General features: G+C 35.7%; 22 protein-coding genes. 4 read left to right on the top strand and 18 right to left on the bottom strand.

Going from position 1 to position 23,805, the window contains the following annotated elements:
* Nucleotides 1–6: 6 nt before the first annotated feature.
* From xylB to xylA, 6 genes are all read right to left on the bottom strand, one after another.
* The gene (xylB, locus tag AC4G3O_RS14150; RefSeq protein WP_066108401.1) at nucleotides 7–1,500 is read right to left on the bottom strand and encodes a xylulokinase; all 1,494 of its coding nucleotides are present in this window, start codon (nucleotides 1,498–1,500) and stop codon (nucleotides 7–9) included.
* A 94-nt stretch (nucleotides 1,501–1,594) separates the two neighbouring features.
* Nucleotides 1,595–2,623 carry a sugar ABC transporter substrate-binding protein gene (locus AC4G3O_RS14145; RefSeq protein ID WP_066108405.1) on the bottom strand — a complete coding sequence of 343 codons (1,029 nt, stop codon included), beginning with the start codon at nucleotides 2,621–2,623 and terminating at the stop codon, nucleotides 1,595–1,597.
* Between the two features lie 82 nt (nucleotides 2,624–2,705).
* On the bottom strand, nucleotides 2,706–3,668 hold the full coding sequence (locus tag AC4G3O_RS14140; protein WP_077248174.1) for an ABC transporter permease: 963 nt from the start codon (nucleotides 3,666–3,668) through the stop codon (nucleotides 2,706–2,708).
* A gap of 65 nt (nucleotides 3,669–3,733) precedes the next feature.
* On the bottom strand, nucleotides 3,734–5,242 hold the full coding sequence (locus tag AC4G3O_RS14135; protein ID WP_066108411.1) for a sugar ABC transporter ATP-binding protein: 1,509 nt from the start codon (nucleotides 5,240–5,242) through the stop codon (nucleotides 3,734–3,736).
* A 53-nt stretch (nucleotides 5,243–5,295) separates the two neighbouring features.
* A complete protein-coding gene (locus tag AC4G3O_RS14130) occupies nucleotides 5,296–6,906 on the bottom strand; it encodes a glycoside hydrolase family 43 protein (RefSeq protein ID WP_491136382.1) in 1,611 nt (536 codons plus the stop codon).
* 127 nt (nucleotides 6,907–7,033) lie between these two features.
* On the bottom strand, nucleotides 7,034–8,341 hold the full coding sequence (gene xylA / locus AC4G3O_RS14125) for a xylose isomerase (protein ID WP_066108417.1): 1,308 nt from the start codon (nucleotides 8,339–8,341) through the stop codon (nucleotides 7,034–7,036).
* A 250-nt stretch (nucleotides 8,342–8,591) separates the two neighbouring features.
* Here xylA and AC4G3O_RS14120 point away from each other — a divergent pair, with 250 nt between their 5' ends.
* The gene (locus AC4G3O_RS14120; protein ID WP_066108420.1) at nucleotides 8,592–9,752 is read left to right on the top strand and encodes an ROK family transcriptional regulator; all 1,161 of its coding nucleotides are present in this window, start codon (nucleotides 8,592–8,594) and stop codon (nucleotides 9,750–9,752) included.
* A gap of 139 nt (nucleotides 9,753–9,891) precedes the next feature.
* Here AC4G3O_RS14120 and AC4G3O_RS14115 read toward each other — a convergent pair whose 3' ends face one another.
* On the bottom strand, nucleotides 9,892–10,080 hold the full coding sequence (locus AC4G3O_RS14115; RefSeq protein ID WP_066108423.1) for a hypothetical protein: 189 nt from the start codon (nucleotides 10,078–10,080) through the stop codon (nucleotides 9,892–9,894).
* An 817-nt stretch (nucleotides 10,081–10,897) separates the two neighbouring features.
* Here AC4G3O_RS14115 and AC4G3O_RS14110 point away from each other — a divergent pair.
* A complete protein-coding gene (locus AC4G3O_RS14110; protein WP_066108425.1) occupies nucleotides 10,898–12,166 on the top strand; it encodes an MFS transporter in 1,269 nt (422 codons plus the stop codon).
* 814 nt (nucleotides 12,167–12,980) lie between these two features.
* Here the strand turns inward: AC4G3O_RS14110 and AC4G3O_RS14105 are convergent.
* The 3 genes from AC4G3O_RS14105 to AC4G3O_RS14095 are packed head-to-tail and all read right to left on the bottom strand — an operon-like array spanning nucleotide 12,981 to nucleotide 14,876.
* Nucleotides 12,981–13,712 carry an ABC transporter permease gene (locus AC4G3O_RS14105; RefSeq protein WP_066108426.1) on the bottom strand — a complete coding sequence of 244 codons (732 nt, stop codon included), beginning with the start codon at nucleotides 13,710–13,712 and terminating at the stop codon, nucleotides 12,981–12,983.
* Nucleotides 13,712–14,443, bottom strand: coding sequence for an ABC transporter ATP-binding protein (locus AC4G3O_RS14100; protein WP_066108428.1), 732 nt, complete (start codon nucleotides 14,441–14,443; stop codon nucleotides 13,712–13,714). Before AC4G3O_RS14100 ends, AC4G3O_RS14105 begins: the two co-directional genes overlap by 1 nt.
* 4 nt (nucleotides 14,444–14,447) lie before the next feature.
* Nucleotides 14,448–14,876: a helix-turn-helix transcriptional regulator gene (locus tag AC4G3O_RS14095; protein ID WP_066108432.1), complete on the bottom strand. Its 429-nt coding sequence runs from the start codon at nucleotides 14,874–14,876 to the stop codon at nucleotides 14,448–14,450.
* A 1,044-nt stretch (nucleotides 14,877–15,920) separates the two neighbouring features.
* Here AC4G3O_RS14095 and AC4G3O_RS14090 point away from each other — a divergent pair.
* The gene (locus AC4G3O_RS14090) at nucleotides 15,921–16,448 is read left to right on the top strand and encodes a sigma-70 family RNA polymerase sigma factor (protein WP_491136381.1); all 528 of its coding nucleotides are present in this window, start codon (nucleotides 15,921–15,923) and stop codon (nucleotides 16,446–16,448) included.
* A complete protein-coding gene (locus tag AC4G3O_RS14085; RefSeq protein WP_491136380.1) occupies nucleotides 16,426–17,421 on the top strand; it encodes a DUF4179 domain-containing protein in 996 nt (331 codons plus the stop codon). The genes AC4G3O_RS14090 and AC4G3O_RS14085 overlap by 23 nt, the downstream gene beginning before the upstream one ends.
* Nucleotides 17,422–17,524: 103 nt before the next feature.
* Here the strand turns inward: AC4G3O_RS14085 and AC4G3O_RS14080 are convergent, their stop codons facing one another.
* The 8 genes from AC4G3O_RS14080 to AC4G3O_RS14045 all read right to left on the bottom strand — a co-directional run bounded on the left by AC4G3O_RS14080 (nucleotide 17,525) and on the right by AC4G3O_RS14045 (nucleotide 23,799).
* Entirely contained in the window at nucleotides 17,525–17,722 is a 198-nt protein-coding gene (locus AC4G3O_RS14080) for a hypothetical protein (protein ID WP_140462137.1), read from the bottom strand.
* 127 nt (nucleotides 17,723–17,849) lie between these two features.
* Nucleotides 17,850–18,338 carry a hypothetical protein gene (locus tag AC4G3O_RS14075; RefSeq protein WP_140462136.1) on the bottom strand — a complete coding sequence of 163 codons (489 nt, stop codon included), beginning with the start codon at nucleotides 18,336–18,338 and terminating at the stop codon, nucleotides 17,850–17,852.
* Between the two features lie 280 nt (nucleotides 18,339–18,618).
* Nucleotides 18,619–19,272 carry a TetR/AcrR family transcriptional regulator gene (locus tag AC4G3O_RS14070; RefSeq protein WP_066108434.1) on the bottom strand — a complete coding sequence of 218 codons (654 nt, stop codon included), beginning with the start codon at nucleotides 19,270–19,272 and terminating at the stop codon, nucleotides 18,619–18,621.
* 40 nt (nucleotides 19,273–19,312) lie between these two features.
* Nucleotides 19,313–20,377: an ABC transporter permease gene (locus tag AC4G3O_RS14065; protein WP_066108436.1), complete on the bottom strand. Its 1,065-nt coding sequence runs from the start codon at nucleotides 20,375–20,377 to the stop codon at nucleotides 19,313–19,315.
* Entirely contained in the window at nucleotides 20,374–21,105 is a 732-nt protein-coding gene (locus AC4G3O_RS14060) for an ABC transporter ATP-binding protein (RefSeq protein WP_066108437.1), read from the bottom strand. The genes AC4G3O_RS14065 and AC4G3O_RS14060 overlap by 4 nt, the downstream gene beginning before the upstream one ends.
* 256 nt (nucleotides 21,106–21,361) lie before the next feature.
* Nucleotides 21,362–22,138 carry a class I SAM-dependent methyltransferase gene (locus AC4G3O_RS14055; protein WP_491136379.1) on the bottom strand — a complete coding sequence of 259 codons (777 nt, stop codon included), beginning with the start codon at nucleotides 22,136–22,138 and terminating at the stop codon, nucleotides 21,362–21,364.
* A 385-nt stretch (nucleotides 22,139–22,523) separates the two neighbouring features.
* Nucleotides 22,524–22,859, bottom strand: a complete 336-nt coding sequence (locus tag AC4G3O_RS14050) for a hypothetical protein (RefSeq protein ID WP_491136378.1) — start codon at nucleotides 22,857–22,859, stop codon at nucleotides 22,524–22,526.
* 202 nt (nucleotides 22,860–23,061) lie between these two features.
* Complete coding sequence (locus tag AC4G3O_RS14045; RefSeq protein ID WP_151675546.1) at nucleotides 23,062–23,799, bottom strand: AAA family ATPase; 738 nt, start codon at nucleotides 23,797–23,799, stop codon at nucleotides 23,062–23,064.
* Nucleotides 23,800–23,805 lie beyond the last annotated feature (6 nt).

Below are 23,805 nucleotides of genomic sequence, written 5' to 3'. Positions count from 1 at the left end.
CAGACCTTATTTGCCAAAGTAACTATGACAAATCTCTTTTGTTCCTTCATATACTTTGCGATAACGCGCATAAACTTCTTTATATTTTTCTACATTCTCTGCTTTAGGTATGATTTCTTCTTTATAAGAAACAAAACGCGCTGCACAATCATTTAAATCAGAGAACCAGCCACAGCCAACTGCTGCCAGCATTACAGCTCCTAAACCTGGCCCTTGTTCTGTCGTTAAGTTAACAACGGCTGTATCAAAAATATCCGCCTGCATTTGTAACCAGTCATTATTTTTGGCTCCACCGCCCACTGACACAATACGATCGAATTTCTTATCTGCAATTTCCTCCATGATTATTTTTGAGTCCATCAAAGAGAAAGTAATACCTTCTAATACACTTCTTGCAAAATGTTTTAATTGATGATGTGTATCGATTCCAATAAAGCTTCCGCGAATCTGACTATCACTATACGGTGTTCTTTCACCAACAATATATGGAGCAAAAAGAAGCCCATCACTGCCAATAGCCACAGAATTAATATCAGCTAAAAGTTCCCCAAATGATTGATTTGGTGCAAAATTTTGTTTAAACCAGTTTAAACTATTTCCTGCAGCTAAGGTGACACCCATTGAATAGTTTGCATCATCCATAGCATGATGAAACATATGCAATTTTCCTTGATAATTCTTTTTGGCATCTTCTTCATATGAGAGAAAAACACCACTGGTTCCAATAGAGCACATACCAATACCCTCTTGCAAAATACCAGCTCCAACTGCAGCACATGCATTATCTGCTCCACCCGTAATAATCTTGACGTCACGAGAAAAACCATAATATTCTTGCAGCTCGGGCTTCAAGAAACCAACGACTTTAGTTGAAGGTACGACATCTGGTAAAATTGACTTTGGAATATCAAATCTGCTTAAAATATCATGATCCCATTCCTTTGTATCCTGATTTAACATCAAGGTACCAGCGGCATCTGAAAAGTCCATATGATATTGATTAGTTAACCAGAAACGTAAATAGTCTTTAGGTAACTGTATGCGTTTAACTTTTGACCAAATTTCCGGCTCATGCTTTTGAACCCATAGGATCTTAGGCAAAGTAAACCCTTCTAATGCAATGTTTTTAGTATGGGAAAGAATCAGTTCCCCTGCTTTTTCTTTAATTTCCTTACATTGTTCGGTGGTACGAACATCATTCCATAGAATGGCCGGACGTAGTGGCTTATCTTTCTCATCTAACAATACCAAACTGTGCATTTGCCCAGAAAAGCTAATTCCCTCTAACAACTCTTTCATATCAGGAACCTTTTCTAAAAGCTCAAGCATTACATGATTGGCAGCTTCTATCCAATGCTTTGGATTTTGCTCACTAAATCCTATTTGCGGGGTATCCAATGGATATGTTGCCGTCGCTTCTGCAACCAGATTTCCATCTTTGTTTACTAATAATCCCTTTATTGCACTAGTACCTAAATCTAGCCCTAAGACGTATGCCATTTTTTCACCTCTAAACGATCATTCTAATACATGAGAGATAAACAGTCTGTTTATCTCTCATTCTATTTATCTTCCAAATGACGAACTATGCTTATTATTCTGCATCGTCAGTAGAGCTAGTTTTTACTTTACTTTTTCCTTCTCCATATTCTTTCAAATCATCAGCTTTAACATATTTAACGTCAATTGGAATTGTAGAATCAATTTCTTCACCATCGATTACTTTTACTAGGTTTTCAATTACTTGATAACCAATTTGATAGGCATCCTGATCAACAATAGCAGTAATACGGCCATCTTCAATACCTTTTAACCAAGTATCAGTATAGTCAAATCCATAATGAAGAATTTTTCCAGCTTTTCCTTGTGATTGAATTGCACTCATAACACCTACATCTGGACCTTCAGAACCAAGTGAGAATACAGTTACTAAATCTTTATTCGCAGAAATATAACCTTCTAATTGCTTCTTAGATTCAGATGGTTGGTCATTATCCTGGATAGTAGCTAAGAATTTGAAATTCTTCGCGTCAGCTCCATAAACTTCTTCAAAGCCTTCTTTTATCCCTTTTTCACGGTCAATCATCGTCGGCTGTGCCACGTCTACACAAACAATTGCAATTGAACCGCTTGTAATCCCTTTTTCCTTCATTTCTGTAGCTGCTTGAACCCCTAATTCTTTACCGGCAGATACGTTATCTGTTCCAACATAAGCTGTACGATCTGCCTCATTTTCTAAATCTGCATCAAAAGTGATTACAGGGATATCTTTATCCATTGCTGCTTTGATTGGAGAAACAAATGCTTTCTTTTCAATAGGCGCAACTGCAATACCTGCAACGTCTTTTGCTGTTGCTTCCTTAATAAATCCAATATGTTTTTCTTTCTTACTTGGCTCAGCGGATGGGGAGGTTTTCGTTACTAATGTGTAACCGTATTCTTTCGCTGCATCCTCTGCTCCTTTTTTCATCGGATTCCAATAGGCACCCGTATCTACGATAGGAACAAAATACAAGGACTTATCCTCAGCTCCACTCGCAGTGTTTTCTTCTTTCCCACATCCAGCTAATAACAATGTTGCAATAGTGAGTCCAGTAACTAGTTTTTTCCCTTTTTTCAACATGATAGACTATCTCCTTTACCTTATCTATTTGAGTAGAAATAAACTCCAATTCTTATTTGTTACCCTTTTGCTCAAAACAAGATCAGCGACTTGCTTTGCGTTTGAAGTAATCTATGATGATTGCCAGGATGATTACAAGACCTGTTACCGTATCCTGCAAGAAAGAATTCACTCCCATAAGAGTTAATCCGTTTTTGAATACCTGCAAAGTCATGATCCCAGCTACAGCTCCGCCAATAGTACCAATACCGCCACTAAATGATGTACCGCCCATTATCGCAGCTGCCATGGCGAATAAATCCAAACCATTGGCATCTTTTGAAGCACCGCCATCTAAATTAGACACAATCAATAGACCTGCAATTGCTGCTAGAATACCCTCAATAATGAAGACCTTGACAATATGAAGGTCCGTATTGATACCAGATAGGCGTGCTGCCTCCTGATTAGAACCAACAGCATATGTATTTTTTCCAAGACGTGTCTTTTTCATGATAAAGACAAATAATACGATTATCACAATGAATATCAATGTGTTACTTTTTACAGTTTCAGTACCAATAGGTGTTTTGGCTAATCCACTTAACCACTCTGCTTCTGAACCAATAAATTGTTCGTTCGTGAAAAATCCAAGCATACCTTTAATTACATAGCATGAACCTAAAGTCAAAATAAATGAAGGTAAGTCGAACTTTTTGATTAACAAAGCATTCATCGTTCCTAATATTGCACCTGTCATCAATGCAAGGAGGATCACAACAGGCGCTGGAAGCCCGCTATTAGCAGCATATAAACCTACCATACCAGAGGCCATTGCTACATAACCAATCGATAAATCAACATAACCACAAATCAGAATCATGGCATATGCAACAGTTAAGATTCCTACAGGTGGTATTTGTTGCAAGAAATTCTCAATATTGTATGAACTAAGAAAATCACTATTTGCGATTGAAAAGTATACCAGTAGAACGATTAAAACTATATACACTGAATAATTCATAAATAGGGATTTTAAGTCTATTCTTTTTCCCGCTTTTTCCATGTTTTTGCTCCTATCATTCATAGTAAGTATGATTTGATGAACGACTCCCTAGGATAAGAAATTTATCATTGACTCCCAGTTGCATATTTCATAATCAATTCTTGTGCTTCATCTTTTCTATTCTTATAATCAGAAACAATTAACTCACCGGTTATCTTTCCTTCATGGAAGACATGAATGCGATCGCAAGTACCCAATAATTCAGGAATTTCCGATGAAACAATCAAAATGGTTTTCCCTCGAAGAGCAAGCTGATTAATAATTGCATAGATTTCTGATTTTGCACCTACATCAATTCCTTTTGTCGGTTCATCAAAAATATAAATTTGATTATCCGCATTTAACCATTTAGCCAGTACGACTTTTTGTTGATTTCCCCCTGATAAACTAGAAACTGGATTATCGATGTCACTAACTTTTATATTCACCTCTTCAACGGAATCATTGGTGATTTTGACTAATTGCTTCTGATTGAGAAGGAATTGTTTCAAGCTAGTAATTGTGATATTGTCCTTAATTGATAGTCCCAAGAAAAGCCCTTGGTGCTTCCTATCCTCCGTCAATAATCCAATCCCATTCTTAATTGCATCTACTGGAGATTTTATGGTTACTTTACGGTTATCAATAGTGATTTCTCCCGATTTTAGGCGATCAGCTCCAAAAAGCAATCGCATCGTTTCAGTTCTACCACTACCAACCAACCCCGCAAATCCTACTACTTCTCCACGCTTTGCTTCGAAGCTCACATCATTTACTTTCCCGGCCTTACATGTGAAGTTTTTCACATGTAAGCGCACAGGTCCAATATCGGTAGGTTGTTTGGGATATAAATCCTTTATTTCCCTACCAACAAGCATGGATATAATTTGGTCTTCTGATAAACTCTTTACTTCCTCCGTCGCAATGTAATTTCCATCACGCATGATTGTAATCCGTTCACATAATTCAAAGATCTCTCTCATGCGGTGAGAGATATAGATACTCGAAAAGCCTTTCTCTTTTAGGCGACGGATAATAATAAATAATACTTCTACATCTTTATCAGAAAGAGACGTTGTTGGTTCATCAAAAATAATTACTTTAGCATTCAAGCTCAAAGCTTTTGTAATTTCAATCAACTGCTTATTTGCCGTAGAAAGAGAGCTTACAAGATCTGTAGGTTTCACCTTAGCTCCAACCATATTCAGCCAGTACTGTGTATCTTCATATAATTTTTTAAAATCAATTATCCCAAGAAACTTATTGATATACGGCAAACGTCCGATGAAGACATTTTCTGCAACTGATAAATCCTCTGCTAAGTTTAATTCCTGATGTACAAAAGCAATTCCTAATTCGGATGCAAGATCTGGTGTCATTTTGCTTATCTGTTTTCCTTCAAAAGTAATTTCACCAGCATCCTTATCTAATAGTCCCGCTAGAATATTCATCAAGGTAGACTTGCCAGCACCATTTTCACCCATCAATGCATGAATTTCGCCCTTACGGACTTCAAATTGAGTATTCTTTAATACATGAACCTTGCCAAAACTTTTTTCAATACCAGTCATTGAAAATAAAATCTCATCTTTCATGGTATCTTAATCCTCCTTTCTCAGAAAATAAGTAACTAAGAGCTACAATTTATTTATTTTTCTTGATACTTGAAGTAATCAAATTTAGCTTCTAGCTCATAACCAGAATAGTCTACGTTCACCATTCCTACAAATGCACCTGTAAAGAAACCGCCATAGCTTTGATTCACATAATCATCAGATAGGATCTTGGCATCCAATTGGACAGGAATATCTATCCACGTTAATCCGTCAAATGAATAAGCATATGTATAATAGCTCTTCTTCACAACCGTCTTAAAGTAAACATATTGAACTTCTTCTGGAATGGCAATTGCCCTTTCCTTTAAATAGCTAGTGAGTACACCACGATTATTCTCAGTCACTTCAATTACACGACCATTAAGCTCGTTCCAGGTTACTTGAACCATGGACCAATGCTGACTATTGTAGTAATTAGTCAGTCCAGCCATTTGTTGAAAAGTTGTTGGGTGATAGCTTAATTTTGTTTCTGCTTCAAATTCAAATGCCTGCCATCTTCTAGCCACAAGTGAATTTTCATGCAGATTAGTTAAGCTTCCAGAGCCCATCAATACAAGATGACCATCTTTGATTTTTCCAATTTGTTCTGTAAATGGTACACGTAGAGTGTTAAAGTGAATGTTTAACTCTGGTTGATCAAAATCATCCATCACCAAATAGTTAGAAGGATAACTATTTGGCACCACATTTTTAGGCGGTTCCACTTCAACGCATCCTTGTTTTCCACCAACAATCATTGGCCATAAATCTTTCGACCATTCAACTTTTTGAATCGCAGTTTCTCTTCCTAACGTACACCAGCCACGAGGATCATGGCTAGATTCGTAAGAATGGTGCCATGGACGTCCCGTTAAATGGGCGAAATACCATTCTCCATCCGGTGTATCCACTAAAGACCCATGCCCACATTTTTGCAAAGGATGATCAGGATGATTAAAAGCGGTCAGGAACGTATCTGGTTGACTTTCATATTCACCATAAATCGAAGAAGATCTAGCTACAACTTCTTGGTGTGTATAAGTTGTTCCGCCTTCGGCACAGAAAAGATAGTACTTTCCGAATAATTTATACAGATGTGGACCTTCAACCAGTTTTACATCCGTACCCTTCCATATAATCTTTGCGGTTTCTGGAAGTAAGCGTTCATCCTGCACAGAATACTCCGTGCACTTAATACCATTAAATGGATGATAGTATTCTCGATGATCCCATTCCATTTGCAGCAGATATTTCCGCCCGTCATCATCATGAAAAAGGGAAGCATCAAAGCCTACTCCATTTAATTTGATTGGTTTACTCCAAGGGCCATGGATATTTTCTGAGGTGGTCAGATAGTTTGTACAATCCTTAAACGCACCGTTTACCACTTTCACATCAGTATAAACTAACCAAAATTTCCCGTCAGCGTAAGATAGATCCGGCGCCCATATTCCCCCAGAATCCGCATTTCCTTTCATATCCAGCAATTCAGTAGTTGATAATGGATGCGAAACTAATTGCCAATGAATCAAATCCTTTGATTCATGAATCCTTACACCTGGAAACCACTCAAAAGTAGAAGTCGCAATATAATAGGTATCTTCTACGCGAATAATAGAAGGGTCTGCATTAAAGCCTTTTAAAATAGGATTTGTAATTTTCATGATAAACTCCATTCTTAAGTTCTTTATACGCTATTCCATAAAGACGGTACCCTGTTAAATCAATACTATATAATAGGTTTAAAAGATTAAGTAGCTTATACACTGTGACTGGAGATGTAAATCCTTTTTAGTATAGATAGTCATTTAAGCGAGATTTCACGTATTCAATATGACTGGATTCCAATTTGATGTCATCTAATTTTAATGCGTATTCTGTCAGGCTTTCTAAGTCTTCCTTGCCATTAACAATGGAAGCTCCAATTCCTTCATAGAAAGAGGCATAGCGTTTTTCTTTCAAACTATCAAAGAAGCGATCTTCTTTTAATTTAGCCGCTGCTTTTAGTCCTCTAGCAAATGTGTCCATACCGGCAATATGGGCTAAGAACAAATCTTCCATTTCAAAGCTGGAACGACGCACTTTAGAGTCAAAGTTAATACCACCTGGTGCAATTCCTCCATTTTCTAGTACACCATACATGGCCATCGTAACATCATAAACATTTGTTGGGAATTCGTCTGTGTCCCAACCTAGCAGAACATCACCTTGGTTCGCATCGAGAGATCCTAAGGCATTATTTATGCGTGCAACTTCAATCTCATGTTCAAATGTGTGGCCAGCAAGTGTAGCATGGTTTGCTTCAAGGTTCAGCTTAAATTCACCAGTAAGATCATATTTTTGGATAAACTGTAATGCGGTAGCAGCATCAAAATCATATTGGTGTTTAGATGGCTCTTTTGGTTTAGGTTCAATCAAAAATTGTGGTTTATGATTAATCTTTTCTCCATAAGCTACAGCCATCTTGAATAAACGCGCAATATTATCTTGTTCAAGAGCCATGTCTGTATTCAATAGTGTTTCATAGCCTTCACGGCCGCCCCAGAACACATAATTTTCGCCGTTCAACTTTTTGGAAATATCAAGCCCTTTTTTGACTTGTGCCGCTGCATAAGCAAATACATCTGCATTATTAGTAGAAGCTGCTCCATTTACATATCTTGGATGACTAAACATATTTGCGGTATTCCACAGTAATTTGATTCCAGTTCTATCCATTTGTTCTTTTATCAAATCAGTAATTTCATCTAGATTTCTATAGAACTCTTCTAAAGAATTACCTTCCGGCGCAATATCCACATCATGGAAGCAAAAATATTCAACGCCTAGTTTCTCTAAAATTTCAAAGAAAGCGACCACACGGTTTCTAGCTGTATCCATTGCTGTTTCACCAAACCAAGTTCGTTGATTTGTAGGCAAACCAAATGGATCACTACCATCTTGTGTCATTGTATGCCAGTATGCGACCGCAAATCTCAAATGTTCTTTCATTGTTTTGCCGGCCACAACCTCTTCTGGATTGTAATAACGGAAAGCAAACGGGTTATCTGAGTTTTTTCCCTCATACTTGATTTTTCCTACATTCGGAAAATAAGTCATCTGAAATCCTCCTCCCAAACTAAGCAAGTTAGTTTGTTTATATGTTTTACTAACTTGATTGTAGTCGCTTTCATTTTAGTAGTCAAGTAATTTTCGCACTATAATAAATTTATACTAAATTACTACTTTTCCAACAAATGACTAGTAAATTACTACTTTTCCAACAAATGACTAGTAAATTTATGAAAAATCTATTAGTATATTAGTTAGTATGTTTAATAAATAAATTAACAAAGGAGGTGTTTATGATATGGAAAACTCTCATTATATTATACGTACTCAAAATGAATCCCTTTGTCTGGAGACGATTATTAATAATCTAGGTGTGTCACGAGCTGAACTGGCTACCATAACTGGTTTAACTAAAGCTACTGTCTCTAGCATCGTTAAGAAATTACTGGATGACAATTTAGTCACTGAAACAGGCAGTGGTCAAAGCAGTAATTTAGGCGGACGTAAACCCATCAAGCTACAATACAATGGAAAATCCGGTCTCTCTATCTCTATTGATGTTGGATATAATTACATTCGCGCCTTATTAACTTATCTTGATGGTGAAGAAATTTCCTACATTGAGAAGAAACCAATCACCTTAAATGAAGACACCGTCAGATCTTATTTTTCTGAGATATTCTCTTCTTTTGATAAGATAAAGCCTAAATCGCTCTACGATATTATTGGTGTAGTAATCGCTGTTCATGGACCTGTTTTTAATGGAAATATTATTTTTACTCCACATTACAATTTAGATAAGATTCGATTCCGTGAAATAACTGAAAGCCTAATTGATTACCCTATATTTCTAGAAAACGAAGCTAACTTATCAGCGCTAGGTGAGTATACTTTTACATCTGAATCCTCTAGTTTAATCAGTATTAATATTCATGGAGGTATAGGTGCCGGTATCGTCCGAGACGGAATTATACAAACTGGTTCGCATGGGTTCGCTGGAGAGATTGGCCACCAAATTATCTCTGCTGGCGGTAAGAAGTGCAAATGCGGGAATCTCGGGTGTTTAGAAGCCTATGCCTCAAATAAAGCTTCCTTTGAATATTTTGCACAATTAAAAGATATGGATTATGTCAATGCAATTATTTTAAGAGAATACTATAACAATGGGGATACTGATGCCAAAAAAGTCGTCAAGGAGAATACACGCTATTTAAGTTTCGGTATAAATAATATGATTGCCCATTACGACCCTGAGGTTATCGTTTTAAATAGTTCTCTTTACCGCGAAATTCCTGAAATGATGACAATGTTAAAAAATAATCTATATAGCACTTTTTCTAAATGTATAATTGTTCGAAACAGCAAACTTAATGAACGAGCTACTCTTCTAGGAGGCTTAGCCTTAAATCTCCAAAATTTCCTTGGTATTAAACATATGAAATTCAATACAAAGGCTTAGTGGAATTTTCAGATGGACCTAATGGATTTCTTTGCGTTTGCTCTCGTTCAAATGATTTTCCATAGGTAAAAATGCCCAAGTAGTCAACTGTGCAGACTTGTTTGGGCATTTTCAATTAGATTCCCAGAACTTGCATGCATCAAGGCTCAAGCGACTTTACCATGTTCATTAGGCCACACAATGGATAACCAGATAAAAGAGCTGAAAATGCTATGAGGGCATAAATAAAACGTTCGCTTCCGATCCCTGTTAGCCATAAATTCCATGTACCGCAATTTTCATAGTAATTGCCCTCGAATTTACTGACAAATCGTAAAGTTAATCTCATTTCACCCCTCTCTTCACTTCAATTTCAAATATTATAAGCAAGGCCTTTCTTTTCACGTTTTCGCATGCAAAAAAGCCGGTGAAATTTTACTTATCGTAAACACTTCACCGGCTTGCCTTTTTGCTAAAACACAGTTACTCTCCGCTTTATATGTCCATTCATATCCCTTCGTTTCGAATTTACCAATCGAATAGTTTATAGCCACTTTTTCATAAGTTTGGATGGCACATTATTACAATCACAAACGAATGAAGGCAAAATTAAAAGACCTAAACCCGGTTGAATAACGGACTCAGGTCCTCAAAGCAGCATGACTATTTATTTCTAACTTTCTTGGGTCAGATCAAAAAAGGGCTGACTTCCTTATTTTAATATAAGCTTCGCTACACTTTCCACGTGTGTGGAGTGTAATTGACAACACATGGGATGTTGGTGATGTTTTTAAATAACCTAAAAGAATATATAGAAAGCGTAAGTTGGCTTCTAACAGCCAAATTATTTGCAAGTCCCAAATGTCTCTTATGTTGCTTCACCTTTAAATTGCCAATCTTACTTTCTATTGATCTTATTGATATAGCCGATTCAACAATATACTAAGTAAAATCTTTGAACTTTTCATTAGCTATATTAAAAACAGGTGTTAATCCTACTAAGCTTCGATAAAGGTATTATGTGAGTATATAAAAAAGAGGAAGGTCAAAATTGTAACTCTCCTTTTTTATAAGGTAAAATAAATATAGAACATACTGATATATTTTTTTGCGAAAGCAAAGGGTTATGGAAAGAAAAAATTATACAGGGACAGGAGGGGTAGAACATGCAACAGAAAAAGAAAAAAATTCATTTTGCTTGGTGGGTATTGTTTGGGTTAGCCATTATGATGGGTGTTGCACGTGGTGGCATAAATAATGCTGCTAGTTTATTTTTAACACCTGTGTCAGAAGATTTAGGCGTTGGTATGGGACAACTTACCCTATACTTGAGTGTCTCTTCCATTGCGATGATGGTATTCTTGCCGTTTGCCGGAAAGATAATGGGTAAATACGATATTCGTATGGTCTTGATTGTATCCATTCTGTTACAAGGTGGTGCATTTGCGTTATTTGGAATGATGAATTCGGTATGGGGCTGGTATTTATTAGCGATTCCGCTGTCTGTCGGTAGTGTTCTTGTGACACAATTGGCAGGTCCCGTTCTTATAAACCAATGGTTTAAAAAACGAAACGGACTAGCCCTTGGTATTATGATGGCAGCGAGCGGTATGTTTGGGGCGATCATTCAACCGAATGTAGGAACGTTAATTGCCTCACAAGGTTGGAGAACTTCTTACATCATTGTTGGGATTGCGGCGATTGTCATTGTAATACCAGTGGTTTTACTGTTCATTCGTATGTCACCACTACAAAAAGGTCTATTACCTTATGGCTTAGACAAGGTAGAAGCTAACGATTCGAAACAAGATGCACAAACGGTAGAAAACAAAGGTGTCACAGCCGCAGTGGCGAAAAAGTCATTGGCCTTTTATGCTCTATTATTCTTTTTATTCTTAATTACCGCGGTTGCAAGTTTTGCTCAATTTATTGCCCCTTACGCACAAAGCATTGGGTATGATGTCCAGTTTGCCGGAAATGTCATGGGTGTGTTCATGTTTGGTGTTTTAGTTGGATCATTGGTGTTCGGTTTCTTGACCGATAAAATGGGTGCAAAGAAAACCACCTTTTTCTCCATGTTCGTCGGATTGATTTCCGTTTTCTTATTGATCTTCATACCAGACAATCCAATGGTATTTTCAGTGGCAATCGGATTATTTGGATTTGTTTCTTCATCAGTTGGAACGCTAGGACCGTTATTGACTACTTCTATCTTCGGCACGAAAGAATATGGCGCCATTTATGGAACGGCAGCATTAGGATTAGCATTAGCAGGTATTACGGCGCTCCCTGCTTATGGGTTTGTATTTGATGCAACGGGCAGCTATCTATACGTGTTATATGCTGTTGCAGGGATGATTCTGTTAAGTGTCTTGTTAATCATCATTGCGTTCAAAGGTAAAGAAAAATTAGAAAAAGCGGGTCAATGGAATTAAGCGATATAGTTAAGGAGTAAGCGAAATCACATCTGTGGTTTCGCTCTTTTTGATACCCTCCTTTTTCACTTGTCTATTAGCAGTTTGCTTTAAACCCAAAGGGAACGTTTTCTTTAGAGCAAGGAAAACGGAAATATTCCCGAATAGAAATCAGCAAAGGGGAGCTAAGAATGAGAGTAGATATAAATACATAGAAAAATATAGCTTGCTTTTATGGGTCTGTATTGGACTTGAAAGGCGAAAGAATTATGAGGATACGACTACCAAATTTTTTTAAATAGTATTACCGATTGAAATCATTAAGAAAATTTTCTACTGCTATATATTGAAAAAGTACAGTACTTAAATCTAATTACAGGGAAAAGAAAAAAGCAGCGCCAAAGGGCAACTGCCTTATTTCAATACTAATTTTGCTACACTTTCCACGTGTGTGGAGTGTATGTGGCAACACAAGGGATGTTGGTGGGTTTATCAACATCTTTACCTGTTTTCGTAAGGATTGTTGCTTTTGTCTAATATTTATTCGAGATATGAAAACAGGCACCTTCAGAAAGAAAGTCGGTATACTTGCTCTTAAACAAACGCCCCCGTTAGTTCAATAAGGAAAAGAGAAGCAATCTTATTCAACAATTGCGCCTTTTAATTGAATAACAATCAGCTTTTAAGCTCATTTTCTAATTTGTCTAAGAAAGTATTTTTTTATTTTCAGCAACGTAACGGAGGCTAGCGCTTTCTATTTCAATAATCAACTTTAACAGAGCTATTAATTTTAATAAAAAAACCTACGTTTAAGTAACGTAAGTTTGATTAACTATTAATTTTGCTGAATTTTATATTTGAAAATAAAAATCGAAAGACTAAAAAGGACAGCTGCATAAACTACCACAACATATAAATGGGGAAACATTGCGCTAAAGTCTTCTGCCACAATTGCTCGAACTAAATCAACAGCGTGGACGAATGGCAGGGCATAAGCGACTTTTTCAAAAGCTCCTCCAACTAACGATAAATCTAACCATGCGCCAGATAAAAATGCTGTTAAGTTAGTTAATAAAGCTCCGCATAAGCCTACTGCTGCCTTTTCGTTAAATAAGGAGCCACATAACAGTCCGATTCCTATGAAAATAGTAGATGTAATGAGTAAGGCAATAAATGCAAATACATGGTTGAAAGATAGCTCCAAACCTAAAAAGTAAGCGGTTATAAAACAAGTAATACTTTGAAGCACAGCAAATATCCCTAAAGGAAGCGTATATCCAATAATAAAATCACTTGCTTTCATAGGAGTAGTTAGCAATCTTATTAAATAAGAAGTAGAACGGTCTTTTCCTAACGTTTGTGCTGCAAAGAAAGCAATGAAAGAAAGGCTAAATACTGCGATGCCAGGTGTCAAATGTTCAATATTAAAAAGTGCTTCTGGAACATTGCGATTAATCGCAGTTAAAATCATAAGTAAAATGATTGGAAAGACTATACCAAAAAATAATGAAATCGGGTCACGTACAATTTCTTTCGTACAACGTCCAGCAAATGCCAATGCCCTCATTATAATTCGCCTCCTGTTACGAAATGCACAAATGCATCCTCAAAGTTTTCTTTACTTGCTGTTGTAAGGAGCTCGTCTACTGTACCTAGTGCCTTTATTTCGCCATCCCTCATAATACAAATGCGATCACACAATGCTTCCGCTTCTTCTAAATAGTGCGTCGTAAGTACAATTGTAGTCGTCTCTCTCAGTTTATTAATCATTGCCCATAGTTCCTGGCGGCTAATAATATCTAACCCTAATGTAGGTTCATCTAAAAATAAAATTTTTGGATCTGCAATGAGAGCCATTGCAATACTTAACTTTCGTTGCCAACCACCGGATAATTTTTTACCACGTTGATGTTCGTAAGGCTGTAGTGAAAACTGGCTAATTAAAGCCTCCGTTTTTTCAATGGACTCATCCTTCGAAAAGCCGTGAATGCGTGCCATTAATAATAAATTTTCGCGCACAGATAAATTTGGTGCAATGGACGTTTCCTGAGGTGAGACAGCGAGTAATCCCCGAATACTTGGCAACTCTTTACTAAGCGAATGCCCAAGTACAAGCGCATCTCCTGAAGTCGGTTTGGCAAGGCCACTTAACATATTGATAACTGTCGTTTTACCAGCACCATTTACTCCAAGGAGTCCGAATAGTTCACCTTGGTTAATCGTAAGTGTCATCGGAGAAACGGCAACTTTTTCTTTAAAGCGTTTTGATAAACCTTGAAGTTCAATTGCAGCACTCATTAATTTATTCCTCCTCTTTTTGATGATTTTTCACCATATTTAAAAACTGTTTAATCATTTTTTCAGGTGCTAACGCCAACCCACGATCCTCATCCCCTATAATAACGACTGAATCACCTGGGGTAATTTGAAAAATTTCACGGGCTTTTTTGGGAATTACAATTTGACCACGTTCCCCTACTGTTGCTGTCCCAAAAAAATGCTGGCCTTTGGGTGGAATATCTATACCCATTTCTTCTGGGTTATGGTTTACTAACGCATCTAAGGTTACTCCGAAGAAATTGGCAATATTCATACTATGGTGTAAATCTGGTGTCGATTCGCCTTTTTCCCATTTTGCAATTACTTGACGTGAAACATTTAATTCTTGGGCTAATTGCTCCTGAGTTAGATTATGACGTTTTCTCATCGAGCATAAATTCATATTAATCATACTTTTCATCCTCTCATATGTAATTATAAATACTATTTTAGTAGTAAATCTACCAACGGAGTATAACATTAATGTTATTATTCGTAGCAAAATGTAAAATGAAAATAGATGTGAATGATAAACCCCACATTCTAACAAACCGTAAAATTTTTAAGACTTTAGCTCTGTTAAAATTGAATGTTAAGAAAAAGAGGGATAGCCTCCTTTACGGCTATCTACAATTATTTAATAAGAAAATTAAATCTACTACTAATTACCACTTAAAATCTTCTCTCATTTTTCAACGTTGAAATTTAACATATCCTAATTAAAATATCTACCTGAGATGCTGACTAAACAGCATCTCAGGTAGATATTTTATAATTCCGTACTTACTTACGATACGGTCTTACCTGATGTAATGCTATACAAGTAAATATTTACTTGACAATATGGACCGATTGTTGAACATAAGTTTAATATCGATCTTCAACTAACCTGCCCCTTTAGCAGCATAGAAAAAGACTCAATCGACCAATTATATAAATTGATTGAGCCAATGAAATTAAACAAGTCATTAATCCTTTTCTTTGTTTAATGACTTGTTTAATTTTCTTATTTCTTTTGTTTGATCAATAATATTGTTATTCAAAACTCTTAAGGCATTATATATCGCAAAAATCCCAGCGAACAATAAACAAAACATCAATAAATCCAAATTCCACACCTTCTTAAATCAATGATATTTCAATGGTAATGTAAGTGGTTAAATATGTAAATAACAATGAGCATTTAAAGCTAACCTGCCCCGATACTTCTATAAGAAGTTCAACAGAAAAGAGCACCAATCCTCCTTGATCAATGCCCCTGTTAGTTTAAGTGTATTTATTAACAATAATTCAATAGAGAAACTCTCTAATCACTAAAAAACCACCTATAATTTGATATTTCATTTCCCAATCAATTTCATACTCCTAACATCTAAACCGATAAAATAGTATATTTAAAAAAAATGAAACCTTTTAACATATATCCACCTCTAATGAGTGAAAGGAGGGAAAAAAGTTGGATGAGTTGATTTTAATCAGAAAAGCGATTCAGGGTGATTCAGAAGCATTTGAACAATTGCTAATTGTACATAGCGATCGCTTATATAGAACAGCATATCTGTATGTTGGAAATCGAGATGATGCTCTAGATGTCATACAAGAGACAGCTTATAAGGCATTCTCCTCCATAAAGCAATTAAGGCACGAAGAATTTTTCTTAACTTGGATAACAAGAATTCTCATTCACTGTGCGTATGATGTTCAAAAGAAAAGGCAAAATGTAGTTGCTTTAGCAGAACAATTCACCTTACCGAGAGAAAAAATTGATGAAAAGATAGACCTTACTGAAGCGATAGGGAAATTACCAGAAAAATATCGGACGAGTATTATCCTTTTCTATTATAACGATATGAGTTTGAAGGAAATTTCCAAAACCTTAGACACACCTGAGAATACCATTAAAACATATTTGAGCCGTGGAAAAAAACTGTTACGAAAGTTATTAGGAGGGGATTATTTTGATGGACAAAAACACATTCTCTAACAAAGTTAACGAAGTCGATGTACCAAAAGAAGATGTTTTACAATCAATAAAAATGGGGATTAGTCGATCGGTAGAAGAACAACGACCTAAGAAAAGGAAAAAATCTATTTTAAAGACTTGGCTTATGACAACTGCTGCTGCGGTAACCCTAATGTCTTCTAGCTTCATCGTCCCTTCTTTTTCAAGAGTGTTGGCGGATGCACCAATAATCGGAGGTTTGTATGCAACCTTTAACGATATGGTTGGGAGGAACTTAGAAAAGCAAAATCTAGTGAAGGAGCTCAATCAGACCTTTACAAGCAATGGTGTGGATGTTGCGTTAACAAGTGCATACTATGACGGATATCTAATTGGAATTACGTTTGATGTGAAAGGGAATCTCCAGGAGAAAGATGGATATTATTATGCATTATATGAATTGTTTAATGGCGACCCATTGGCGGATGAGACAAAGGAACTGACTACTTTGACAAAAACGAGAGATGGATATACTGGACATATCCGAATTGTTTATCCATATAAGGACCTGCCTAAGAATGATACCATTCCCATTTCCTTTGAAGAAATAGGGATGAACAAAGGCAATTGGCAATTTGATGTACCTGTGCAACAAAACCCAGTCGAGGAATACGTGTTTGAAAACAAAGAAAGCACGAATCCAGAGGGCGATGTGGTATTTAAAGTGGATTCTGTTATAACTGGTAAAGCTTCTACTGCCATCATTTATAGCGTAACTTATCCAAAGGCGAAATTAGATTCCTCTTTTGCAATGCTGAATGTTGACAGTAATGCTAAATTAACAGAGGAAGGAACAAGTGATGGGAAAATCGATCAACTAACAAATGGAGATGAGACAACTATTGTTAGAAAATTAGTTATTCCTAAATTGCTGCGAAATACAACTTTAACTGTTTGGCCATCATATGCTGAAACACATTCACCTGTAGAACCAATAATAATAGATATCCCTTAAACAAAAGGCGTGCATAGAATAATCTATCGCACGCTTCCTCATTTTCTTCTTTAACTAAACTGCCCCTTTTGTCTAATAATGACTAGAACATACTGACATCTATTTACTGTTTATTTTTCTTTTTGGCATTCACATACCCAACTGTTCCGACTATTGTAATTAAAATCAAAACATACATATCCGTAGTCAGTATGCCTTCCTTTACCAATGACAGTTCATCGTATGTTCTAATCAAGAGACCAATTGGCGGGAAAATAAGAAGCGACAAAAAGAACTTTTTCCTGACTTCTAAATCTTGCATAGTAATCCCCCTTAAAGTATTACATTCCTTCTTCCGCTAAACTGCCCAGTTTCTACAATAAGGAATTCAACAAAAAAGAGCATTAATCCTCCTTTGGATCAACACCCCCGTAGTTAAATAAGAACCTTTACTTGCTGTTTCTTCTTAAGTGATTTTTTGCTTCGTTCACGATAGTTCTAATTAAGGCGACCTTACTTAATTTAGAATGATTATCTCCATATTTAAAATCATCTAAAAATTCGCTGATGTTGTACCATTCTTCTAGGTCTTCGGGATAATCTAGGTCTTGAACTATCTCATAAATCTGATATGCTATATCAATCGCATTATTTTCATTTTCTAGTATCTTTTTTGATAATTGATGAATGTAAAATTCTGCACATTCTGTATATGTTGGTTCCTTTATGCTTAGCTCACTTACAGCATTTCTAAAATAACCTTCCACCTCAAAGATATTAAGAGGTTCTCTTAGAGAAGAAAGGATATTCAAAGAAAAAGATGAATAATCATTTTCCAACATCCTCAAAGCCCAATTAATATAGTCATTAGGTTTAACATTGCTTTGATGTATTTTATAATACAAAATAGAAGTTTCTATATCATTCTCCCCTGTCATTTTATTAACCAATTGTTCCAGACTATATGCCTTAACAATTCTTTGTTATCTTCTTCCACTAACCTGCCCCGTTTGTTCAATAAGAAATTCAACACAAAAAGGCATTAATCCTTCTTCTTGGATCAACGCCCCTGTTAGTTTAAGTACAAACATTCACAATGTTTATTATGTGAATTGGCATAATTCCATCATTTTTCTGTATAAAAAGGAAAGGCAGCTAAAATATAGCTGCCTTTAAATGAAAAGAGAGGTTATCCATAATCTTCAAAGAAAAATCCCTCTATTGAGGAGATTGTCCAAGACCATTCAGTATAAAAAATATGGCTTCCTCAATTTCATTTTCGCTAACCGAATGTTTATTTAACAATGCAAAATTAGAAATAAATAATCCACCTATTACAGTGCCTAGCATTTTTAAAATTATTTCATTCGGTATATCTCTAATTTCGCCCCGTTGTTTAAACGCTTCAATCACTTTTATTAAGTGATTGGATCCAACTTCTAAAACAAAGGGAAGGAATTCGTTTCTAAGTTCCTCTTTATAAAATATTTCCTTAATGAACACCTGAAATATTTCTCTATTTTCCGCAAGAAAAGCACTACGATTTGTTAAAAGAACTCTTAAGAATTCCTCAAAAGAACGCTTATCATTCATTAATTCCCTAATGAGTTCATCTGCCATCGTAGGAAAAAAATCTTTTAGAAAAGGAACCATTATAGATAACAATAAATTTTCCTTTGTTCCATAATGTTTGAAAATTGTTCCTTCTGCTACGCCTGCTTTTTTAGCTATTTCAGATGTTGATGTATTTGAATATCCTTTTTCCGCAAAAGAGGTGATAGCAACCTCAATAATTTTCTTTTGCTTAACCGTTTGTTTATTGGATTTTTCAAGTATTTTAGCCATTTCATCCAGTAGATTATTATTAACCATTTAAATCACCATCTTTGCGTAAAGCTGTATCGCTTCCGTATTATAGCTTACGATACTTTTTCAAAGCAAACAAATTTAAAACGATAAATACTGCTGCAAAAGCCAATAGAATATATAGATTACTACTAATTTCAGATAAACTTAAGCCCTCGTACATTACTCCTTTTAATGCATCTGCTGCATAATACAACGGCATAAAGTTTGCGAATACTTGTAGCCAATCCGCCATTCCCTCAATGGAGAAAATACCTGAGAAGAATATTTGTGGCACAATAATAATTGGTATGAACTGAATCATCTGAAACTCGGAACTTGCGAAAGAAGATAATAATATTCCAAGTGACAAGGCTACAAGGGCGATGATGACATTGATTAACATAACAGTCCAAATGGAACCAACTAAAACCATATCTAATACATTTATCGCAAACAAAACGATTATAACTGTCTGTATCAATGCCAGTAAACCATAGCCAACAAGGTATCCTGCGACAATCTCTCCTCTTTTAATAGGGGTTGCTAATAGTCGTTCCAACGTGCCAGTTGTTCTTTCGTTTAATAAGCCTATGCCAGAGATTAAGAAGACGAAGAAGAAGACAAAGAACCCGACTAAAATAGGACTAAAGGTATCAAAAAGCTCTGTTTCACTGCTGCCATAAACATAATTTGTGTTCAAGGAATCTTGTGAGAGCAATTCACTCTGTATTGCGTTAGTCCCCATCAATTTTAATTGCTTTGCTTGAGTATCAATTTGCTTTACTTTCATTTCTAAGCTTTTTGCTATTGTCGGATCATCATTCAGTAAAGTTAAGGTTGTTTGATCGCCTTCCACTTGTAAAAAACCATCTAAATCTTTATCAAGTATCATATCCTTAACATTAGAAACTTTGTTATATTCTTTTACTACAATATCTGCGTCTTCTAATTTTTCGATGATTTGCTGATTCCCATTAGCAACTCCTAAAACAGGATCAACGGTATTTCCATTAAAGACTAGGTTCATTAGTGTTAATACTAATAATGGAGCAACAAAGAGAAGAGCCAATGTACGCTTATCTCTAAGTATTTGCAATAAAATCCTCTTAATAAGTGCTACTGTTCTCATTGTACTTTCCTCCCAGCATCCAAAAATACCTCATCTAAACTATTGACATTATATTGTTCTTTCAATTGGCGAGGTGTGCCAGATGCTATGAATGAACCATCTCTAACCATTGCGATATAATCACATTTTTCGGCTTCATCCATTACGTGAGTCGTTACAATAATCGTTTTGCCTTCCTCGTTTTTCAATCTTAACAGCTCATTCCAAATACTTAATCTTAATTCAGGATCTATTCCCACAGTAGGTTCGTCTAATATCAAAACTTGGGGATCCTGAATTAAAGCGATTGCAAGAGATAATCGACGTTTCATACCACCTGAGTACGCTGACACTCTTTTATTAAGATCTGCGGTCAAGTTAACTAATTGTGCTGCATAGGCAATCCGTTTCTGTTTTTCAGTTTTGTTTAATTTAAAGAGCGATGCGAAAAACATAAGATTTTCTTTACCAGTAAGTGCTTCATATAAGGCATCTGATTGTGCCATATAGCCAATTTTTTGCAAGATGTTTAAATTAGGCATTTTTTCACCTAATAAATGGACGTAACCTTCATCAGGAAAATCCATTCCAACAATCAACTTTATCAAGGTTGTTTTTCCTGCTCCTGAAGGCCCTATAAAACCATAGATACTACCTTGTTTAATATCTAAGTTGATATCTTTTAATACCACTTTTTTGCCGAAACTTTTCGTTACTGCTTGTATTTGAATAGTATTAGTTTCATTCATTATGTAATCCTCCTTTCAAAAGTGAGCGTTTACTCACTTAGGTTGATTATAATTCCAAGTTAACTGGTTTTCAATAAAAAAAGTGAGTAATTACTCACTTTTTTTAAAGGGTTTATATATTATTTTTCTTATGCAACTAACCTGCCCCTTTTGTTCCATAAGAAATTCAACACAAAAAGGCATTAATCCTTCTTTTTGGATCAATGCCCCCGTTTGTTTAAGTACATACTTTCACAAGCTAAATCAAGCCATCCAATTATTTAACTGCTTTCCAAATAGTCCATCTATCTTTTTCAACTATGTTACATTCAGTAGAAAATGATTCATCTATATAATTCACCAGTAATTTTAATTCTTTATTGTTTAATTCGTGTAAAATACTTCTTCCTGTTCTCTCACTTAAGTCTTTTAGTAATTGCTTTTTATCAATGTACACTTTTCTTGTTTCCCACAACTTAACTTCCTCAATTTCTAGAAATCCCACTTCTTTAAGTGTTTCTATTACTAATTGACTATTGTGTCTGCGATTAGTCTCTTTTTCAATTAATTTTGGAAATAATTCAAAGAAGTACCCTCTAATATGACTATCATTACCTTTTAATAAACAATCTTCAGGTGTTCGGTCTTGAATAATGTAATATCCTTTAAGTTTTAATAATCTATATGCCTCTTTAAAGCATTTTTGCAAATCATCTATATGATGTATCAATGCTCTTTCAAGCAGTAAATTAAAATTATTACTTTCTAATCCAGTATGAAAAGCGTTACCTTGCTTAAAAGATATATTTTGGTGTTCTTTGCAGTTTTCTCTTGCACCTTCAAGTATTGCTTCGGAAAAATCGACGCCAGTAACAGAATATATCCCCATATCAGACAGTGCCTTAGAATAAATACCACCGCCACATCCTATATCCAATGCCTTGGTTATATTTTCGATTGGTACAAGGTCTTTAATAGCGTCAATCCACGAATTATCGGCATTTCGAGTTGTATAAGTATTTCGATTTTCCTCATTATGAAAATCAATTCCCACCTAACATCCCCCATTTCACATTTAGTTAGTTTCATCAGAATTATTTGAGTAAGATTGATAATTAACTAACAGCAGCGACGTGTGTACTTCCCACCCTTATTTTATGCCATATATTTCCGTGATAAAATTTCAAAACAATTATTAGCACTCATAAGTTTTCCATATGATACTGTTCCACTAACCTGCCCCGTTTGTTCAATAAGAAATTCAACACAAAAAGGCATTAATCCTTCTTCTTGGATCAACGCCCCTATTAGTTTAAGTACGTTTCTTCACAAACTTACTCCACACTCTTCATTCATTACAGGAATGCTGACCCTTTTGTTCAAGAAGGTTGGATAGGCTACACTAAGTTGTACTGTAGGGGAGGCAATCTGCCTCCCTCTTATTCTTTCGGTGCTTCAGATGGGTCGCTATACTCTGTATCACCTAAGATATAAGTCAATAAAATAACTTTATCTTTATCCCGATCATAATAATAGTAGTAGCGCCCGTCGTCCCCTTTTATCCTCACTAATACTAACCAGTTGCTATCACCAGATAGATTACCTATAAGTGATTCAGTTTCAACAATATCAGATTCAGAGTATCCTTTCTCAGTTAAGAGATAGTCTTTAACTTCTTTCCTTGTTACATAGTGCTTTCCTTGAACATACCCTACTACGCCAATTACTATAATAACAATTGCAATTAAAATTCGAATGACAGTTTTCTTTGACATAAGAGCACCCTTTCAGCTTCCCTTTTTATTCAAAAGCAACAATCTTTACGAAAACAGCCTTTCTATAATAAACATAGTGATTGATTCACCTATAACCTTCTTAAACAAACCTGCCCCGTTACTTCCATAAGAAATTCAACACAAAAAGGCATTAATCCTTCTTGGACCAATGTCTTTGTTAGCGGAGTAAGCTATATTTTTATTAATCCTCGTCATTTAAAAATAACTCTTCTAAGTACCTTTCCTTTCTATCTAAAAAACCCTTTGTTATTTGATAATGTTCTGTGTCTTCATATCTGACACTTTCGATTACATTGGAATCAAAACTAAAGATGTGTGCGTTTGGATACCCCAGAAGAATAGGCGAATGTGTGGCGATGATAAATTGAGCGTTTCCGCTACTCACCAATTGATAAATAACTCTCATAAATGCTAATAGGCGAGCTGGTGATAATGCTGCCTCGGGTTCATCCAATATATAAATGCCCTTACCCGAAAAACGGTTTAAAAATAGCGATAAAAAAGATTCTCCGTGAGACTGGTGGTGTAATGATTTACCTCCATATGCTTGATAAATAGTCGGGTCTTCCTTGGCTAGTTGATCCAGATGAGACGCAAAATGATAAAAACTTTCAGCCCTTAAAAAGAAACCTTGATTGATTTTTGGCAACCAAGACAAACGAATGTATTTTCCCAAAGCAGCGTGGGATGAATCTACATCGTATATATTGTTTATTCCTCCGCCTGCTGTATTAAACCCACATTTGTAAGCAATTGCTTCAAGCAAAGTAGATTTTCCTGAACCATTCTCCCCTACAAAAAATGTTACTTCACTTTTTAAGTCCAATGTATTCATTCCTCTAATTGCAGGCACAGTGAATGGGTACGTATTTAAATCAGGTACTTCTTCTCGTAAAAAAGTAATTCTACGTAAAAACAACATTAG

It is taken from the genome of Bacillus sp. z14 (2026), from assembly GCF_058313575.1.
This window is presented reverse-complemented; position numbering and strand designations above follow the sequence as displayed.

Bases quoted from the DNA above. Each gene is read 5' to 3' on its own strand.
- xylB (WP_066108401.1), bottom strand. From the start codon at position 1,500: ATGGCATACGTCTTAGGGCTAGATTTAGGTACTAGTGCAATAAAGGGA.
- AC4G3O_RS14145 (WP_066108405.1), bottom strand. From the start codon at position 2,623: ATGTTGAAAAAAGGGAAAAAACTAGTTACTGGACTCACTATTGCAACA.
- AC4G3O_RS14140 (WP_077248174.1), bottom strand. From the start codon at position 3,668: ATGGAAAAAGCGGGAAAAAGAATAGACTTAAAATCCCTATTTATGAAT.
- AC4G3O_RS14135 (WP_066108411.1), bottom strand. From the start codon at position 5,242: ATGAAAGATGAGATTTTATTTTCAATGACTGGTATTGAAAAAAGTTTT.
- AC4G3O_RS14130 (WP_491136382.1), bottom strand. From the start codon at position 6,906: ATGAAAATTACAAATCCTATTTTAAAAGGCTTTAATGCAGACCCTTCT.
- xylA (WP_066108417.1), bottom strand. From the start codon at position 8,341: ATGACTTATTTTCCGAATGTAGGAAAAATCAAGTATGAGGGAAAAAAC.
- AC4G3O_RS14120 (WP_066108420.1), top strand. From the start codon at position 8,592: ATGGAAAACTCTCATTATATTATACGTACTCAAAATGAATCCCTTTGT.
- AC4G3O_RS14115 (WP_066108423.1), bottom strand. From the start codon at position 10,080: ATGAGATTAACTTTACGATTTGTCAGTAAATTCGAGGGCAATTACTAT.
- AC4G3O_RS14110 (WP_066108425.1), top strand. From the start codon at position 10,898: ATGCAACAGAAAAAGAAAAAAATTCATTTTGCTTGGTGGGTATTGTTT.
- AC4G3O_RS14105 (WP_066108426.1), bottom strand. From the start codon at position 13,712: ATGAGGGCATTGGCATTTGCTGGACGTTGTACGAAAGAAATTGTACGT.
- AC4G3O_RS14100 (WP_066108428.1), bottom strand. From the start codon at position 14,443: ATGAGTGCTGCAATTGAACTTCAAGGTTTATCAAAACGCTTTAAAGAA.
- AC4G3O_RS14095 (WP_066108432.1), bottom strand. From the start codon at position 14,876: ATGATTAATATGAATTTATGCTCGATGAGAAAACGTCATAATCTAACT.
- AC4G3O_RS14085 (WP_491136380.1), top strand. From the start codon at position 16,426: ATGGACAAAAACACATTCTCTAACAAAGTTAACGAAGTCGATGTACCA.
- AC4G3O_RS14080 (WP_140462137.1), bottom strand. From the start codon at position 17,722: ATGCAAGATTTAGAAGTCAGGAAAAAGTTCTTTTTGTCGCTTCTTATT.
- AC4G3O_RS14075 (WP_140462136.1), bottom strand. From the start codon at position 18,338: ATGACAGGGGAGAATGATATAGAAACTTCTATTTTGTATTATAAAATA.
- AC4G3O_RS14070 (WP_066108434.1), bottom strand. From the start codon at position 19,272: ATGGTTAATAATAATCTACTGGATGAAATGGCTAAAATACTTGAAAAA.
- AC4G3O_RS14065 (WP_066108436.1), bottom strand. From the start codon at position 20,377: ATGAGAACAGTAGCACTTATTAAGAGGATTTTATTGCAAATACTTAGA.
- AC4G3O_RS14060 (WP_066108437.1), bottom strand. From the start codon at position 21,105: ATGAATGAAACTAATACTATTCAAATACAAGCAGTAACGAAAAGTTTC.
- AC4G3O_RS14050 (WP_491136378.1), bottom strand. From the start codon at position 22,859: ATGTCAAAGAAAACTGTCATTCGAATTTTAATTGCAATTGTTATTATA.